General features: G+C 73.0%; 14 protein-coding genes. 12 read left to right on the forward strand and 2 right to left on the reverse strand.

The genetic code is table 11. From position 1 onward, the window contains the following. Nucleotides 1–58 precede the first annotated feature (58 nt). From FGD68_RS03720 to FGD68_RS03770, 11 genes are all read left to right on the forward strand, one after another. The gene (locus FGD68_RS03720) at nucleotides 59–3049 is read left to right on the forward strand and encodes a glycoside hydrolase family 2 TIM barrel-domain containing protein (protein ID WP_237609798.1); all 2991 of its coding nucleotides are present in this window, start codon (nucleotides 59–61) and stop codon (nucleotides 3047–3049) included. A 121-nt stretch (nucleotides 3050–3170) separates the two neighbouring features. Continuing rightward, nucleotides 3171–3743: an NADPH-dependent FMN reductase gene (locus tag FGD68_RS03725; RefSeq protein WP_104236928.1), complete on the forward strand. Its 573-nt coding sequence runs from the start codon at nucleotides 3171–3173 to the stop codon at nucleotides 3741–3743. A 162-nt stretch (nucleotides 3744–3905) separates the two neighbouring features. After that, on the forward strand, nucleotides 3906–4955 hold the full coding sequence (locus FGD68_RS03730) for a LacI family DNA-binding transcriptional regulator (RefSeq protein WP_237609799.1): 1050 nt from the start codon (nucleotides 3906–3908) through the stop codon (nucleotides 4953–4955). A gap of 210 nt (nucleotides 4956–5165) precedes the next feature. After that, nucleotides 5166–6380: a sugar ABC transporter substrate-binding protein gene (locus FGD68_RS03735; RefSeq protein ID WP_182480907.1), complete on the forward strand. Its 1215-nt coding sequence runs from the start codon at nucleotides 5166–5168 to the stop codon at nucleotides 6378–6380. Beyond that, nucleotides 6377–7336 (forward strand): carbohydrate ABC transporter permease, encoded by a 960-nt coding sequence (locus FGD68_RS03740; RefSeq protein WP_181036734.1) that lies wholly within the window; start codon nucleotides 6377–6379, stop codon nucleotides 7334–7336. The genes FGD68_RS03735 and FGD68_RS03740 overlap by 4 nt, the downstream gene beginning before the upstream one ends. Beyond that, nucleotides 7333–8163, forward strand: coding sequence for a carbohydrate ABC transporter permease (locus tag FGD68_RS03745; RefSeq protein WP_043585697.1), 831 nt, complete (start codon nucleotides 7333–7335; stop codon nucleotides 8161–8163). Before FGD68_RS03740 ends, FGD68_RS03745 begins: the two co-directional genes overlap by 4 nt. A 74-nt stretch (nucleotides 8164–8237) precedes the next feature. Further along, the gene (locus FGD68_RS03750) at nucleotides 8238–10286 is read left to right on the forward strand and encodes a glycoside hydrolase family 31 protein (protein WP_119372907.1); all 2049 of its coding nucleotides are present in this window, start codon (nucleotides 8238–8240) and stop codon (nucleotides 10284–10286) included. Nucleotides 10287–10433: 147 nt separating this feature from the next. Next, entirely contained in the window at nucleotides 10434–10601 is a 168-nt protein-coding gene (locus tag FGD68_RS03755; RefSeq protein WP_182480908.1) for a hypothetical protein, read from the forward strand. Between the two features lie 108 nt (nucleotides 10602–10709). Beyond that, a complete protein-coding gene (locus tag FGD68_RS03760; protein WP_119372908.1) occupies nucleotides 10710–11759 on the forward strand; it encodes an ABC transporter substrate-binding protein in 1050 nt (349 codons plus the stop codon). Next, a complete protein-coding gene (locus FGD68_RS03765) occupies nucleotides 11732–12832 on the forward strand; it encodes a FecCD family ABC transporter permease (RefSeq protein WP_390610933.1) in 1101 nt (366 codons plus the stop codon). The genes FGD68_RS03760 and FGD68_RS03765 overlap by 28 nt, the downstream gene beginning before the upstream one ends. Then, nucleotides 12829–13599, forward strand: a complete 771-nt coding sequence (locus tag FGD68_RS03770; protein WP_119372909.1) for an ABC transporter ATP-binding protein — start codon at nucleotides 12829–12831, stop codon at nucleotides 13597–13599. The genes FGD68_RS03765 and FGD68_RS03770 overlap by 4 nt, the downstream gene beginning before the upstream one ends. Here the strand turns inward: FGD68_RS03770 and FGD68_RS03775 are convergent. Together FGD68_RS03775 and FGD68_RS03780 are read right to left on the reverse strand one after the other, a co-directional pair. Beyond that, nucleotides 13596–14681, reverse strand: coding sequence for a LacI family DNA-binding transcriptional regulator (locus tag FGD68_RS03775; RefSeq protein WP_237609800.1), 1086 nt, complete (start codon nucleotides 14679–14681; stop codon nucleotides 13596–13598). The genes FGD68_RS03770 and FGD68_RS03775 overlap by 4 nt on opposite strands. Nucleotides 14682–14734: 53 nt before the next feature. Further along, nucleotides 14735–15997, reverse strand: a complete 1263-nt coding sequence (locus FGD68_RS03780) for a Gfo/Idh/MocA family protein (RefSeq protein ID WP_104236921.1) — start codon at nucleotides 15995–15997, stop codon at nucleotides 14735–14737. Between the two features lie 284 nt (nucleotides 15998–16281). On the opposite strand from FGD68_RS03780, the gene FGD68_RS03785 reads away from it, so the two are divergent. After that, the gene (locus tag FGD68_RS03785) at nucleotides 16282–17538 is read left to right on the forward strand and encodes an ABC transporter substrate-binding protein (RefSeq protein ID WP_119372838.1); all 1257 of its coding nucleotides are present in this window, start codon (nucleotides 16282–16284) and stop codon (nucleotides 17536–17538) included.

Consider the following 17538-nt stretch of genomic DNA (forward strand, 5'->3'; position numbering starts at 1 on the left):
GCCGCTCCGCACCCGCCGCCCCACGCGCCTCGGCGCACCGACCTGCACGGGAGACCGCATGTCCCACCTCGACGACGTCGCCCCCGGATCCGCCTCGCGGCTCGAGCCGCGCGCCCGGTTCGCGACCGACGCGCCCGTCCACTCCCTCGACGGCGGCTGGCGGTTCCGCCTGCTGCCGGAGGCGCCGGTCGACGCCGCCGGCCGCGCACCCGAGGTCGCGGATCCGGCGCTCGACGACGCCGCGCTCGACGCGGCCGGCTGGACCACGCTGCCCGTCCCGTCGCACTGGGTGCTGCACGGCCACGGATCGCCCGCGTACACGAACCTGCAGTACCCCTTCCCCATCGACCCGCCGCACGCGCCCGACGCGAACCCGACCGGCGAGCACCGGCGGACCTTCGAGCTGCCGGACTCGTTCGCGTACGCCGAGCGCGTGCTGCTGCGCACCGACGGGATCGAGGGGCTCGCGACCTTCTGGGTCAACGGCGTCGAGGCGGGCTGGACCATAGGCAGCCGCCTCGCGACCGAGCTCGACGTGACGGAGCTGCTCGTGCCCGGCGAGAACGTGCTCGGGATCCGCGTGCACCAGTGGTCCGCCGCCTCCTACCTCGAGGACCAGGACCAGTGGTGGCTGCCCGGGATCTTCCGCCCGGTCGAGCTGCTCGCGCGGCCCGCCGGCGCGCTCGACGACGTGCGGGTGCGGGCCGACCGCGACCCGGCCGACGGATCCGGCCGCCTCGACGTGCAGGTGGACGGCGCGTTCCCCGTGGTGGTGCGCGTGCCCGAGCTGGGGATCCACGCGACCTGGGAGACCTCGGCCGACGTCGCGCCCGTCTCCATCCCCGCCGTCGACGCGTGGAGCGCCGAGCGGCCGCGCCTGTACGACGCGACCGTGTCGTCGCCCGGGGAGACCGCGTCGCTGCGCATCGGGTTCCGCACGGTGCGCATCGACGGCGACGCGCTGCTCGTCGACGGCCGCCGCCTCACCTTCCGCGGCGTCAACCGGCACGAGTCGCACCCCGAGCGCGGCCGCGTGTTCGACGAGGCCGAGGCGCGCGCCGACCTCGAGCTGATGAAGCGGAGCGGCGTGAACGCGATCCGCACCTCCCACTACCCGCCGCATCCGCGCCTCCTCGACATCGCCGACGAGCTCGGCTTCTGGGTCGTGCTCGAGTGCGACCTCGAGACGCACGGCTTCTGGGACGTCGAGTGGCGGGACAACCCGTCCGACGACCCGCGCTGGCGCGACGCCTACCTCGACCGCATCGCGCGCACCGTCGGCCGCGACCGCAACCACCCGTCGATCGTGATGTGGTCGCTCGGGAACGAGTCCGGCACCGGGCGCAACATCGCGGCCATGTCGGCGTGGGTGCGGCGCGGGGATCCCACCCGGCCCGTGCACTACGAGGGCGACCTCACGGGCGAGCACACCGACGTGTACTCGCGCATGTACCCGACGCTGGAGGAGATCGACTCGGTGTGCGGCACGCCCGTCGCGAGCATCCACGAGACCAAGGGCGCGACCGGCGCGAAGCAGCGCGCGAAGCCGTTCATCCTGTGCGAGTACGGGCACGCGATGGGCAACGGGCCCGGATCCCTCGCCGACTACGAGGACGCGATCGACCGCTGGCCGCGCCTGCACGGCGGCTTCGTATGGGAGTGGCGCGACCACGGGCTGCTCACGCGCACCGCCGACGGCCGCCCCTTCCACGCGTACGGCGGCGACTTCGGCGAGCCCGTGCACGACGGCCCGTTCGTGATGGACGGCCTGCTGCTCTCCGACGGCACGCCCACGCCGGGCCTCGCGGAGCTCGCGGCGGTCATCGCGCCCGTGCGCGTGCGGGTCGCGGCCGACGGATCCGGCGTGCGGGTCGAGAACCGGCGGCACAGCGCATCCACCGACGACGTCGACCTGGTGTGGATCCTCGCCCACGACGGCAGGTCCGTCGCCCGCGGGATCCTCGAGCACGCGCCCCTGGCCGCCGGTGATGCGGCGACGATCCCGTTGCCCGCCGAGGCGCGCGCCGCCGGCCACGCCGAGGAGGCGCACGTGACCGTGCAGGTGGTCACGCGCCACGACGCGCCGTGGGCCGAGGCGGGGCACGTGGTGTCGTCGCACCAGGCGCTCGTGCGCGACCGGCCCGCACCCCGGCCCCGGCCCGCCGGACGCTGGCGTGGCGACGCCCTCGGCGTCGGCACCTTCGACGCGCGCGGCGACCTCGTCGCGTGGAACGGCGTGCCCGTGCGCGGCCCGCGGCTGGAGCTGTGGCGCGCGCCCACCGAGAACGACCGCGGTGCCGGCCAGGGATCCTACGAGCTGGCCGAGCCCGAGCTCACCCGCGGCCGCGGCGCAGAGGAGACCCCGCCGTCGGCCGACCGCTGGCGCGAGCGCGGCCTGCACCGGCTCACCCACCGTCTCCTCGGCACGAGCCGCACCGACGACCGCCTCGAGACGCGGATGCGCGTGCAGGCCGCGCACTCGGGCGCGGGCGTCGACGTCGCGTTCCGCTGGACCGCGACCGACCGCGGCCTGCTGCTCGCGACCGAGGTCGTGCCCTTCGGCCCGTGGGACTGCACGTGGCCCCGGGTCGGCGTCCGCATCGACCTCCCGGCCGCGCTCGCCGAGCATCCCGTCGCCTGGCACGGCACGGGGCCGGGGGAGTCGTACGCCGACAGCCGAACGGCCTCGCGCGTGGGCCGCTTCGCGTCGAGCGTCGACGGCCTCGCGGTCGCCTACGCCCGTCCGCAGGAGACGGGCCACCGGCCGGAGCTGCGCTCGCTGGTGATCGGCGACGGGTCCGCGACGCCGCTGACCGTGACGCCCGTGCCCGACGGATCCGGACACCGCGCGGGCTTCCAGCTCTCGCGCTGGACGCCGCAGCAGATGACCGACGTCGGCCACCCGCACGAGCTGCCGGCCTCGGACGGCCTGCATCTCTTCCTCGACGACGCCCAGCACGGCCTCGGATCCCGCGCGTGCGGCCCCGACGTGCTGCCGCGCCATGCGCTCTGGCCGTCGCTGCGCACGTGGCAGGTGCTGCTGGGGTGAGGCGGCGCCGGTCGTGCTGTCCGGGATCCGCGGGGGCTCCGCGCACCCGGGCGACGCCCATCCGCCGGCGCTAGGCTCCATGCGCGCGCATGGAACTGATCCGTGCGAGAAGGAGCACCCCATGAGCACCACCTACCGCGTCGGCTACCTCGTCGGCAGCCTGTCGTCCACCTCCATCAACCGGGCCCTGTCGCTCGCGCTCGAGCGCCTCGGCGCCCAGGCCGACCTCGAGCTCACCGAGATCCCCATCGCGCCGCTGCCCTTCTACAGCGCGGACATGGACGGGGACTACCCCGAGGTCGCGAACGCGTTCAAGGCGCAGATCGCCGACGTCGACGCCGTCATGATCGTCACGCCCGAGTACAACCGCTCGGTGCCCGGCGTCCTCAAGAACGCGCTCGACTTCGCGAGCCGCCCCTACGGCGAGAACGCGTTCCAGGGCAAGCCCAGCGCGGTCATCGGCACGTCCATCGGCGCGGTCGGCACGGCCGTCGCGCAGCAGCACCTGCGCAGCATCCTGTCGTTCCTCGCGTCGCCCGAGCTCTCGCAGCCCGAGGCGTACATCCAGACCACCGAGGGCCTCATCTCGCCCGAGGGCGAGATCTCGAACGCCGGCACCGAGGAGTTCCTCGTCGGCTGGCTGCAGGCGTTCCACGCGCACATCGAGAAGAACCTGCAGGCCGTCTCCGCGTAGCGGGCGGCGCGCGACGCGAGGGGCCCGGGCGGATCGTCCGGGCCCCTCGTCGTGCGCGGCCCTCGGCGGCGGGCGGGCGCCCCGGCGAGGTCGGCCGAGCGGATCGAGGCGCTCGTCGCCCGCTGGCCGAGCGCGCCCGCGCATGCTGGGTACCCTGAGCGCATGGTGACCATCCGCGACGTCGCTGCCGACGCGGGCGTCGCGCGCAGCACGGTCTCCTACGTCCTCTCGGGCAAGAAGAAGCTGCCCGACGCCACCCGCGAGCGCGTGCTCGCGAGCGTCAGCAAGCTCGGCTACCGGCCGGATCCCGCCGCCCGCGCGCTCGCGCTCCGGCGCACCAACATCCTCGGGTTCCTCGCCTCCATCGACCCGGCGTCGCGCGAGTCCGACATCGAGGTCTTCATGCGCTTCGTGCGGGCCGGGATGTACGAGGCCAACACGCGCGGGTTCGACCTGCTCATCATGGGCAAGGGCGAGGACGAGCTGCGCGGGGACGTGCTGGCGGACGCGCTCGTGGTGATGGACATCCGCGACGACGACCCCCGGATCCCCGTGCTCCAGGCCATCGGCCTCCCCACCGTCCTCGTCGGGCATCCGGGCCGCTCGTCCGCGTTCAGCGCGGTGGACCTCGACTTCGAGGAGGCCGGCCGCGTCGCCGTCGACCACCTGGTCGCGCTCGGGCACCGGGGGATCGCGCTGCTCGGGTCGGGCGCGCCCGCCGCCCGGACGGAGATGGGCTTCGCCGTGCGCTTCCGCCGCGGCTTCACCGAGCGATGCGCGCACCACGGCATCCGGGGCGCGGTCGTCCCCACCGAGGGCGGCGGCGACGACGCGGCCGAGCGCTGGCTCGACGCGGCCCGCGCTGCCCTGCCCGACGCGAGCGCGATCGTCGCCCACACGCCCGGCGAGCTCGAGCCGATCGCGGCGGCGCTCCGAGCGCGCGGCATCCGGATCCCCCGGGACTGCTCCCTCATCACGGTCGCGCCCGAGGTGGTCATGCGCCAGGCCGCGCTGCCGCTGACCGTGATCGACCTGCCCGGCGACGAGATGGTGCGCCGCGCCACCGGCCTCGCGGTCGACGAGCTCGCGGGCACGGCCGAGCCCGGCGTCCTCGAGCTGCTGCCCGCGGTGCTGGTCGAGCTCGGATCCACCGGGCCGCACGTGCCCGGCGCGAGCGGATCCGCGTTCCGCCCCGCTGGCGCCTCCGCCTGAGCCGCGGCCCGGCACCCGCGCGTCGCGGCGCACCGACTCCCGACTCCCGATCATCACGATCGGAGAACCGGTTCGCCGAAAGTGTTGAACCGGTTCTCCAAACCGCCTAGGCTCGCCGCGAAGCCGCCGTGACGGGCCGCTCCTCCCGGCACCGCCGCCGTGGGCGGAGACGGCTCCCGGCGCACCGGTACGTATTCAGAGAGGAATACCGTGATCAACACGCGCACCCGCGCCGCCCTGACGGCCACCGTCGTCGTCACCGCAGGCCTGGCCCTCACCGGCTGCTCCACGGGGGGAGGCGGCTCGTCGGATGCGAACTCGCTCACCCTCTGGGACAGCTTCACCCAGTACGACGCGTCGTCGCCGTACGGGAAGCTCATCAGCGGCTGCGAGACCAGCACCGGCATCACCATCGACCGCACGCAGAACCCGGACAACGAGACCAAGTTCCTGCAGGCTGCCTCGTCGAAGACCACGCCGAACCTCATCGTGCTCGACAACCCGGCCATCGCCCGCTTCGCCGACACGGGCCTCCTCGTCGCCAACGACGAGTCGGGCCTCGACACCTCGAAGGTGCTGCCGAACGTGCTGGCCGCCGGTCAGCTGGACGGGAAGACCTACGGATCCTCGATCGGCGCGAACACCCTCGCGCTGTTCTACGACAAGGCCAAGCTCGCGGCCGCCGGCGTGCAGCCGCCCACCGACTGGGCGAGCCTCCAGGACGCCGCCGCGAAGACCACGCAGGGCGACGTGAAGGGCCTCGGCTTCTCCGCGATCGGCACCGAGGAGGGCACCTTCCAGTTCCTGCCCTTCTTCTGGGGAGCCGGCGCCGACCTGTCCGACATCTCCTCGCCCGCCGCCGTGCGCGCGCTCACGCTCTGGACCGACATGGTGAAGGACGGGCAGGCGTCGAGCGCCAACGTCAACGCCAACCAGCAGGACATCCGCGACCAGTTCCTCGCCGGGAAGCTCGCGATGATGGTCAACGGCACGTGGCAGCTCTCCGCCCTCGACCAGGCGGGCATCGACTACGGCGTCGTGCCGCTCCCCGCGGAGGACGGCGGCGCCGCGCCCAGCCCCCTCGGCGGCGAGTTCGTCGAGGTCGTCGTGAGCGACAAGACGAAGCAGGACGCCGCGGCGAAGTTCGCGCAGTGCATGATCGACCCCGCCAACCTGGCCGACTGGACCGCCGGGCAGTCGTACATCTCCCCGTATGCCGACGCGGCCGCCCAGCAGGCGTCCACGGATCCGGAGCTCGTGCCGTGGGTCGACGCCGTCTCGGTCGCGCAGGGCCGCACCGCCGACCTCGGCATCGCCTACCCGGACACCTCGAAGGCGCTGTACCAGGCCATCCAGGAGGCGTTGACCGGCAGCAAGACGCCGCAGGCCGCGCTCGACGACGCCGCGGCGAGCCTCAAGAAGTGAGCGGCCGCGTGATCGACCGCCCCCTCGCCCCCACCCGGGGCGCGGGGGCGGCGGGCCCGGCCGAGGAGCGGCCCCCGCGCCGCCGGCCGTACCGGACGGTGAGCATCGTCGCCGCGATCGGGTTCATGGCCCCGGTCGTCGCGTTCCTCGCGATCTTCTTCGTCTACCCGATCATCCGCGGCTTCCTGCTGAGCCTCCAGGAGTACGGGCCGCGCGCGTTCGTGACGGGCGAGGCGCCCTACGTGGGCTTCCAGAACTACGTGACGATCCTCAGCGACAGCCTCTTCGCCACCATCGCGTGGCACACGGTCGTCTTCACGGTGGTCTCGCTCGCCGGGCAGTTCGCCATCGGCCTCGCGCTCGCCGTGTTCTTCACGCGCCGGTTCCCGCTGTCGACGACGTTCCGGTCGCTCATCCTGCTGCCGTGGCTGCTGCCGCTCATCGTCTCGGCGACGGCCTGGCGGTGGATGTTCGACCAGCAGTTCGGCATCATCAACTCGGTGCTCGGCACGCCGATCGGCTGGCTGAGCGACCCGTCGGTGTCGCTGTGGTCGGTGATCATCGCCAACATCTGGCTCGGGATCCCGTTCAACATGATCCTGCTCTACGGCGGCCTGCAGGGCATCCCCGAGAACCTCTACGAGGCCGCCGCGCTCGACGGCGCCGGCCGCTGGCGCACCTTCCGCAGCATCACCTGGCCGCTGCTGCGCCCCGTCACCGCGGTGACGCTGCTGCTCGGCCTCGTCTACACGATCAAGGTCTTCGACGTGATCTGGATCCTCACCAAGGGCGGCCCCGCCAACAGCTCCCACACCCTCAGCACGTGGGCCTACGAGAAGTCGTTCACCGACCTCGACTTCGGCGTCGGCGCCGCGGCCGGGGAGATCCTCGTGGTCGTCGCCCTCGTCTTCGGCCTCATCTACGTCCGGGCCCAGCGCAAGGAGGCGCAGTCGTGAACACCGTCGACACCCCCGTCCGCCGGTGGACGAACGCCGCCATCGGCCTCGTCATCTGCGCGGTCCTGCTGTTCCCCCTCTACTGGATGCTCAACGTCTCGCTGACGAAGCCCCAGGACCTCATCTCGAGCACGCCGAGCCTGTTCCCCGCGGATCCCACGCTCGACGGGTACGCGCAGGCCATCTCGACGCAGCTGCCGAACCTGGTCACGAGCCTGGTCATCTCGATCGGCTGCGTGATCCTCACCCTCCTCATCTCGCTCCCCGCGGCCTACGCCATGGCGAAGTTCCGGGTGCGGGGCACGGGCGCGGTGATGTTCGTGTTCCTGCTCGCGCAGATGATCCCGGGCATCGTGCTCGTGACCGCCCTGTTCGCGATCTACAACGCGCTCGGGCTGCTCAACACGTACCCCGGGCTGATCCTCGCCGACGCCACTGCGTCCGTCCCGTTCGCGGTCATCGTGCTGCGCGCCTTCATGCTCGGGATCCCCGACGAGCTGCTCGAGGCCGCCCGCATCGACGGCGCCTCGAGCTGGCGCGCGTTCGTCTCGATCGTCGTGCCGCTCAGCCGGAACGCCATCGTCACGGCCGCGCTGTTCTCGTTCCTGTTCGCCTGGGCGGACTTCCTCAACGCGAACTCGCTCACCTCGGGCAACAGCATCGTGCCGTTCACGCTCGGGCTGTACCGCTACATCGGGTCCACGACGACGAACTGGAACGGGATCATGGCGACCGCCGTCATCGCATCCATCCCCGCCGCCGTCCTGCTGGTCGTCGCGCAGCGGTTCGTCGCCGCGGGCGTCACCGCCGGGGCCGTGAAGGACTGAGCGGGGCGCGCCCGGCGCCGCACCCGGGCACGACGACACGACACGACGCACCACGACACCGAGGACGAGCACGCATGATCGACGACGACCAGCACTTCACGACCGACGGGACGCGCCTCGTCTGGCGCGGCGACGGGGAGACCCTCGTCGTGGAGCCGTGGGGGCCCGACAGCCTCCGCGTGCGCTCCCGGATCATGGCGCCCGTGGCGGACGCCGACTGGGCGCTGCTGCCGCAGCCCGCGGCCGACCCGCGCATCGAGGTCGACGGCCCGACGGCCCGGATCACGAACGGCGGCATCACGGCCGTGCTCGTCTCCGAGTCCTCCTACGGCTACCAGACGGGGTACGAGGAGAACCGCTGCCACGTGACGTTCCTCGACCGGCACGGCGAGGTGCTGCTCGAGGAGATCGGCACGGGCGGCGCCCTGCACCTCCGGGCGCGCGAGCAGCGGCCGCACCTCGGCGGCGACTTCCGCATCACGGCGTCGTTCGCGACCGGGCCGGACGAGCGGCTGTACGGCATGGGCCTGTACCAGCAGGACATCCTCGACCTCGCCGGATCCACCTTCGAGCTCGCGCACCGCAACTCGCAGGCGAGCGTTCCGTTCGTGATGTCGAGCCGCGGCTACGGGTTCCTCTGGCACGACCCGGCGATCGGCCGCGCGACCTTCGCGGCGAACCGCATCGAGTGGACGGCGGAGACGAGCGAGCAGCTCGACTACTGGATCACCGCGGGCGACACCCCGGCCGACATCAGCCGCGCGTACGCCCGGGCCACCGGATCCGCGCCCATGATGCCCGAGCACGGCCTCGGCTTCTGGCAGTGCCGGCTGCGCTACTGGAACCAGGAGCAGCTGCTCGAGGTGGCGCGCGAGCACACCAGGCGCGGGCTGCCGATGGACGTGATCGTCGCCGACTTCTTCCACTGGCCGAAGATGGGCGACCTCCGCTTCGAGGAGGAGTTCTGGCCGGATCCGACCGCCATGGTCGAGGAGCTGCGCGGCATGGGCATCGAGCTGATGGTCTCCATCTGGCCGCAGGTGTCGCTCGAGAGCGAGAACTACGCGCGCATGAAGAAGGAGAACCTCCTCGTGCGCAGCGAGCGGGGGATCGACGTGCAGATGCAGTTCGAGGGGCCGAGCGCCTTCGTCGACGTGACCAACCCGGACGCGCGCCGGTACCTCTGGGAGACGGCGCAGCGGGGCTACGGCGCGCACGGGATCCGCTTGTTCTGGCTCGACGAGGCGGAGCCCGAGTACGGCGTCTACGACTACGACAACTACCGGTACCACGCGGGCCCCAACGTGCGGGTCGGCAACGTGTACCCGCAGATGTTCTCCCGCGCGATGCACGAGGGTCGGATCCAGGCGGGGCAGGAGCCGGGCGTCGACCTGGTCCGCGCGGCGTGGGCGGGCAGCCAGCGCTACGGCGCGCTCGTGTGGTCGGGCGACATCCACTCCACGTTCGAGGCGCTCGCGCGGCAGGTGACCGCGGGGATCCACATGGGCGTCGCCGGCATCCCCTGGTTCACGACCGACATCGGCGGGTTCGCGGGCGCCCGCACGGACGACCCGGCGTTCCACGAGCTGCTCGTGCGCTGGTTCCAGTTCGGCGCCTTCTCGCCCGTGATGCGGCTGCACGGCGACCGCGGGCCGAGCGTGGAGGTGCGCGCGGCGGACGGGTCGCGCCGGGCTCCGAGCGGATCCGGCAACGAGCTCTGGAGCTTCGGCGAGGAGGTCTACGGGATCCTCGCCGGCTACGTGCACCTGCGCGAGCGGATGCGGCCGTACCTCCGCGCCGTGATGCGCGAGGCCCACGAGGACGGCCAGCCCGTGATGCGCGGCATGTTCCACGTCTTCCCGGACGACGCGGAGTGCTGGTCGCTCGGCGACCAGTACATGCTCGGCGCCGACGTGCTCATCGCGCCCGTGCTCGAGGCGGGTGCGCGGTCGCGGAGCGTGCACCTGCCGGAGGGGACGTCGTGGATCGAGGCGTCGACGGGCGCGCGGCACGCGGGCGGCCAGCGGGTGGTCGCGGACGCGCCGCTGCACGTGATCCCCGTGTTCGTGCGCGAGGGCGCGGCGGTGGAGGTGCGGCTGCCGGAGGGCGGCGCGGTCGCCTGACGCGCGGCCGTCCGCGGGGTCGGCGACGGCCTTCCGCCGGGCGACGGGGCCGGATAGGGTGCCGGTGGTCGCCGGGCGGGCGCCCACGAGCAGCCGCCGGTGCGAACCGTCGCCCGGATCGTGTCGCAGATCAGGAGGAGCACGGACATGGACCGCAAGCCCGTCCCGACCTGGATCGCCGTCCTCGTCCTCGGCGTCTGCGAGGTCATCTGCTTCGCGCTCGTCGGATCCGAGTGGTCGCTCGCGCTCTTCGCCGTCCTCACGCTGGGCATCGCCGTGGTCTACCGCGTCGTGTCCCGGCGGCCGCGGCGGTAGGCCGACCGGGCGCGGAGGCGGGTCGAGCCACCCAGTGAGGTAAGGCTATGCTTACCTGCGGCCCGGGCTCCCCGCCGGGCCGACGCCGGCCTCGACCCCAGGAGACCCATGCCCCGCGCCCTCGCCCGCCTCACCGCCACCGCCGTGACGGGCCTCGTGCTCGTCGCCCTCACCGGGTGCGGCGCCTCCGAGGAGGTGCCGGCCGCATCCGTCGCCGATGCCGGGGAGGGGGCGACGGCCTACCCGCTGACGCTCTCGAACTGCGGCCACGACGTGACGATCGACCAGGCGCCGCAGCGCGTGGTGTCGCTCGACCAGGACTCCACGGAGATCCTGCTGTCGCTCGGCCTGCAGGACCGCATGGTCGGCACGGCGTCGTGGACGGATCCCGTGCTCGACTCGCTCGCCGACGCGAACGCGAAGGTGCCGCGCCTCGCCGACAACGCGCCCACCTACGAGGTGCTCCTGAACGCGGATCCGGACTTCGTCACCGCCTCCTTCGGCCGCCACTACGGCACCGGCGGCGTCGTCACGCGCGACCGGCTCGCCGAGACGGGGATCCCCTCCTACCTCTCTCCCACCGACTGCGACTCCGACGTCAGCATCAACGGCGGCGGCAAGCGCACGACCGCGCTCACGGTCGACGCGCTGTACCAGGAGATCCGCGAGATGGCCGAGGTGTTCGACGTGCAGGACCGCGGCGAGGCGCTCGTCTCCTCGCTCCAGCAGCGCGCGGCCGCGGCCACCGACGGCATGGACCTCGGCGGCGCCAAGGTCATGTACTGGTTCGCGGACACGAAGACGCCGTACATGGGCGGGGGATTCGGCGCCACCGCGCTCCTGTCGCGCCAGGCCGGCCTCACCGACACCTTCCCCGAGGTGCGCGACGACTTCATCGCCACCGGGTGGGAGACCGTGGTCGACCGCGACCCGGACATCCTGGTGCTCGGCGACCTCCAGCGGAACCGCTTCCCCGGCGACAAGCTGCAGGACAAGATCGACTTCCTCACGAGCGATCCGCTGACGCGCGACCTCACGGCCGTGAAGGAGGACCGGATGGTGGCGCTGCACGGCGCCGAGCTGAACCCGTCGATCCGGTTCGTGGACGGGCTCGAGAAGATCCGGGCCTGGTGGGACGCGCGCGGGGACCGGCTCTGAGCGCGGCGGCCCCGCGGGCGCCGTTCGCCGCGGTCGCCCGGCGGGTCATGGGGCTCCCGCACGCGCTCCGCGTCGTGGTGCTCCTCTCGCTCGGCATCGTCGCGCTCGCGCTCTCGGTGGGCGTCGCCGTGACCCTCGGCCCGGCGGACGTGTCGCTCGTGAACGTGCGCGACATCCTGCTCAACCACGCCGGGCTCGCGAGCATCCCGGTGCGGGTCTCCGAGGACGCGATCGTCTGGCAGGAGCGCCTCCCGAGGGCGCTCGTCGCGGCCGCATGCGGCGCGGGACTCGGCCTCTGCGGCGTCGTGCTCCAGTCGCTGCTGCGGAACCCGCTCGCGGATCCGTTCGTGCTCGGCGTCTCGTCCGGCGCCTCCACGGGCGCGGTGCTCATCGGCGTGCTGGGCCTCGGCGGCGGCGCGATCGGCATGTCGGGCGGCGCCTTCATCGGCGCGCTCGTGGCCTTCGGGTTCGTGCTCCTGCTCGCGCGGTTCTCCTCGGCGGGCACGGCCGGCGTGATCCTCGCGGGCGTCGCCGGCACGCAGCTGTTCTCCGCGCTCACCTCGCTCGTCGTGTTCGCGTTCGCCGACTCCGACGAGACGCGCGGCATCACGTTCTGGCTCCTCGGATCCCTCGAGGGCATGCGCTGGGACGAGGTCGGGCTCAGCGTCTCCGTGGTCGCGGTCGGCGCGGTCGTCTGCCTGGCCTACGCCCGCTCGCTCGACGCCTTCGCGTTCGGGGAGGAGGTGGCGTCGTCGCTCGGGATCCACGTGGTCCGCACCCGCACGATCCTCCTTGTGGTCACCGCCCTCCTCACCGCCACGCTCGTGAGCATCGCGGGCGCCATCGGATTCGTCGGCCTGGTGCTCCCGCATGCCGCGCGCCTGCTGTTCGGCCAGCGGCACGCGCGCGTCGTGCCCGCCACGATCGTGCTCGGCGCCGTCTTCATGGTGTGGGTCGATGCCGTCTCCCGGCTCGCGTTCGCGCCCACGCCGCTGCCCGTGGGCGTCGGCACGGCGCTCGTCGGCGTGCCCGTCTTCATGCTGCTGCTGATGCGGAACCGGGGGCGCGCATGACGCTCGAGGCGCGGGCGGTCAGCTGGTCGCGGGGCGGGCGGATCGTCGTGGACGACGTCACGCTGGAGCCGGCGCCCGGATCCACCGTGGGGCTCCTCGGGCCGAACGGGTCGGGCAAGTCGTCGCTGCTCAAGCTGCTGCAGGGCGCCGCGTCGCCCGACTCCGGCCGCGTGACGCTCGACGGCGCCGACCTCGCGGGGCTCCGGCGCCGCGACGTCGCCCGCCGGGTCGCGACCGTCACCCAGCACGGGGAGACCGAGGTCGACATCGTGGTGCGCGATGTCGTGCGCCTCGGCCGCACGCCGTACCGCACGCTCCTCGGCGGCGACACGGCGGAGGATGCGGCGGCCATCGACCGCGCCATCGCGCACGTGGGCCTCGAGGCGAAGGCCGACCGCGCCTGGCGCACGCTGTCCGGCGGCGAGCGGCAGCGGGCCCACATCGCGCGCGCCCTCGCGCAGGAGCCGCGCGAGCTGCTCCTCGACGAGCCGACCAACCACCTCGACATCCGCCACCAGCTGGAGCTGCTCGCGCTCGTGCGCGACCTGCCGGTGACCACGGTGATCGCGCTGCACGACCTCAACCTCGCGGCGATGTTCTGCGACGCCGTGCTCGTGCTGCGCGAGGGGCGCGTGGTCGCGGGCGGGCATCCGCGCGAGGTGATCACGCCGGAGCTCATCGCCGACGTCTACGGGGTGCGCGCGGTCGTGTCGCACGACGAGGCGGTCGGATGCTCGCGGGTGCTGTTCGACGCGGCGCCGCTCTAGCGGGAGGCGGGCGCGGTCGTCGCCGTCCCCTCGGCCGGCGCCGCGCACCCGCACGACCGGCCGATCACGAGCGTCGGCGTGAACGACGCGTGGTGCGGTGCCCGCTCGGTATCCGGGGTGATGAGGCGCGCCACGGCCTCCTCGGCCATCTCCTCCACCGGCTGCCGCACGACCGTGAGCCGCGGCGCCGCGTACTCCGCCTCGTCGGTGCCGTCGAAGGACAGCACGGCGACGTCCTCGGGGACGCGCAGCCCGAGCTCGCCGAGCGCGCGGAGGGCGCCGATCGCCTGCATGTCCGAGCTCGCGAAGAGCGCGGTGGGGCGGTCGGATCCGCCGAAGAGCCGGAGCGCGCCGCGGTAGCCGCCCTCGCGCGTGAACGGCTCGCGGGCGAGCGGGCCGTCGGGCAGGCCCGCCGCGCGGGTGGCGTCCTGCCAGCCCCACTCGCGCGCCTCCACCTCGCCGCCGCCGATGATGAGGCCGATCCGGGCGTGCCCGTGCCCGATGAGGTGCTCGACCCCGAGGCGCGCGCCCGCGCGGGCATCGACGCCCACGGTCTCGACGCCGTCCTTCGCCGCGAACGTGTTGAGCAGCACCACGGGCATGCCGAGCGTCGGCAGGTCGACGACCGCGCTGCCGTGCTGCACGGTGCTGATGATGATGCCGTCGACCTGCCGCGCGGTCAGCGAGCGGATCAGCGTGCGCTCCATCTCCGGATCGCCCTCGCTGTTGACGAGGAGCACCGCGTGGCCGCGCCGGGCCGCGCACTGCTCCACCGCGATGGCGAGCTCCGCGAAGAGCGGGTTCGCGATCTCGGGCACGACGAGGCCGAGCATCTGCGTGCTGCCGGTGCGGAGCGCGCGGGCGCTCGCGTTCGGGCGGTAGCCGAGCACGCGGATCGCGTCGCGCACGCGCTCGGCGGTCGCCTCCGCGACGGGCCGGGGCCCGCTGTTGACGACGTAGCTGACGACCGCGGTGGAGACGCCGGCGTACCGGGCGACGTCGGATCGGGTGACCTGGCCGCGGGGGAGGGATCCGCCGCGCGGGCGGGACCCGTCGCGCGGGAGGGGGGCGGAGGTCGCCATGCGCCTCGCTCCTCCCTGCCCGACCGGGTCCCGGCGACCCGACGTCGCGCCGGTCAGCGGGATCCTGCAGCGATCCTATCCGCGGAGCCGGCCGGTGCCGCGGCCGGTGCCGTGGCCGGCAGGTCGGCCGGGGCGTCGCCGAAGTCGCGCACGTCGAGCCGCTCGCCGCCCTGCAGCGCCGAGCGGTGGGCGACGATGCCGGGCATCGTGTACCGCGCGGCGACCCAGGCGTTGACGGGCGGCAGGGTGCGGTCGAGCACCGCGCGCACGAAGTCGTCCACGAGGAAGTGGTGGCTGCCCTCGTGGCCGCTCGGGACGCCGTGGAAGACCTCGGGCAGGCGGTCCTTGTCGTGCACGGGCGCGTATCCGGAGACGAACGCCTCGCGGAGCTCCGGCGCCACGTGCGCGAGCGACGGGTCGTCGAGCGGCATGCTCGGCTGCGTCGTGAGCTCCTCGGAGATGTCGGTCACGTCCCGCTTGTCCTGCCAGACGCTCACCGTGGCGATCTGCTCGAGGCTCGCCTCCGTGCCGAAGTAGCGGAAGCGCGACTCCCGGATCTGCGATGGGTAGCCCACGCGGCGCATCTCGTTGATCCGCATCACGCCGCCGTTGTCGAGCTCGAACAGGGCGGTCGCGTTCGAGAAGTCGTTGTCGAACTGGCTGACCTCGCGGTCGAAGACGCCGTCGCCGCGGTCGTCGCGCACGCCGATGCAGCTCACGCTGACGGCGTGGCCCGGGATCGCGCCGAGGACGCCGCCGATCGAGTGCGTCGGGTAGTGCATGGGCGGGTAGCTGGCCGTGCGCTTCCAGTCCTCGCCGCCGCTGTACTGGTACGCGGCGTAGAAGCCGAGGTCCATGTCGTGGACGTAGTCGCCCTCGGCGTAGAAGATCCGGCCGAACGCGCCCTCGGCGACCTTCTTCCTGGCGAAGACCGTGGCCGGGTTGTAGTAGCTCGTCTCGCCCATCATGTAGGTGAGGCCGGTCTCGCGGACGGCCTCGATGATCTCGGCGATCTCCTCCTCGGACACGGCCATGGGCACGGCCGAGTAGACGTGCTTGCCGGCGCGGAGGGCGCGGACGACGAGCGGACCGTGGGTCCAGCGCTGCGTGAAGAGCGCGACGGCGTCGACGTCGGTCTCGAGGAGCGCGTCGAACGAGTCGACCGCGCCGTCGAGCCCCTCGCGGGCGACGAGCTCCTCCGCGCGCTCGGGGAGCAGGTCCGTGACGAGCACCCGTCCGACGTCGGGGTGGATCTTGAAGAGTGCGGCGAACTGGCCGGCGAACTGTCCGGCGCCGACGATCCCGAGGGAGAGCATGTGCGGCCTTTCGATGGTGAGCGTCGTCGCTCAGCGGGTGGGGCAGCGTCGTCGCGACGAGGCCCGGGCATCGTCGTCGGCGCTGTGTCGGGAAGTCTGGCACGGGCTATCTACTCGTGACAACCCGCTCACCCTGCCCGGATGGCGGCTCCGTGGCGGCGCATCGCGAAACCTTGCCATGGCATAGCTACACGTGTAGATTCGCGCCCACCGACCGGCGTCGCCGCGGCTCACCGACGAGCCGCATCCCGAGCGCCCCGGTCAGCAGCCACGAAGGGCCGACGATGAAGTCACGAATCCTGCGCACCGGCGCACTCCTCACCACGGTGGTCGCCTCGGCGGCCCTCCTCACCGGATGCGCGGGCGGCGCCGGCTCCGACGGCGCGATCCAGATGCAGACCGGCTTCGCCCAGGGCACCGACCAGCTGAAGACGCTCACCGAGCTGACCGACGCGTACGAGCAGCAGAACCCGGACGTGAAGATCGACCTGATCCCGTCGAGCACGCAGTACGAGCAGGACCTCAAGGTGAAGCTCGCCTCCCGCGACGTGCCCGACATCTGGATGACCCACGGCTGGTCGCGCGACCGCTACGCCCAGTTCCTCGCGCCGCTGCAGGACGAGCCGTGGGCCGCGAAGGTGAACCCGCAGCTCGACGCCGCCATGCGCGACGAGTCGGGCGCGATCTACGCGCTGCCCGTCGACACCGACATCGCCGGGATCCTCTACAACGCCGACGTGCTCCGCGACGCGGGCGTCGACCCGGCCTCGCTCACCACGTGGGACGCGTTCGACGCGGCGGCCGCGAAGATCCACGCGAAGGGCACGACCGTGGTGCAGGTGAGCGGCAAGGCCAACGGCCCGGCGGGCAACCTCGTCGACTGGATCGCCCCCGGCCAGTACACCGACGCGCAGCTCGAGGGCCTCTCCGACGGCACGTTCGACGACGGCGCCTACACGAAGGTGCTCGACATGATCGCGGGCTGGGTCGACGCCGGCTACGTGAATCCCGACTACTCCTCCGCCACGCAGGACGACATGTCGAAGGCGCTCGGCGCCGGCCAGGCGGCGTTCGTCTTCCAGCAGAACTCGGTCGCGAACAACGCGCTCCGCACCTCGCCCGACGCGTCGCTCGGCTTCATGCCCGTGCCGAGCTCGACCGGCGAGCCGTACCTCATCGGCGGCGAGATGAACGCGTTCGGCGTCTCGAAGACCAGCCCGCACCTCGCCCAGGCGAAGGCGTTCCTCTCCTACCTGGCCGAGCCCGTGAACGACGCCGAGCTCGCGGCGGCGGGCGGATCCGCGCCCGGGCTCACCGACGCCGCCAGCGACCTCGGCCCGCTCCAGGGCAGCTACGACGCCTGGGTCACCCAGGCGAAGACGCCGCTCGTGCCGTACTTCGACCGCGTGCACCTGCCCAACGGCATGTGGAACACGCTCGTGACCACCACCGACTCCGTCATCACGGGCCAGTCCGACGTGACGAAGGCCGTGGCGCAGGTGGAGCAGGACTTCACGAGCCTCCACGGCCAGGGGAAGTAG

This window comes from Clavibacter californiensis, assembly GCF_021952865.1.
In the GTDB taxonomy this organism is placed as follows: domain Bacteria; phylum Actinomycetota; class Actinomycetes; order Actinomycetales; family Microbacteriaceae; genus Clavibacter; species Clavibacter californiensis.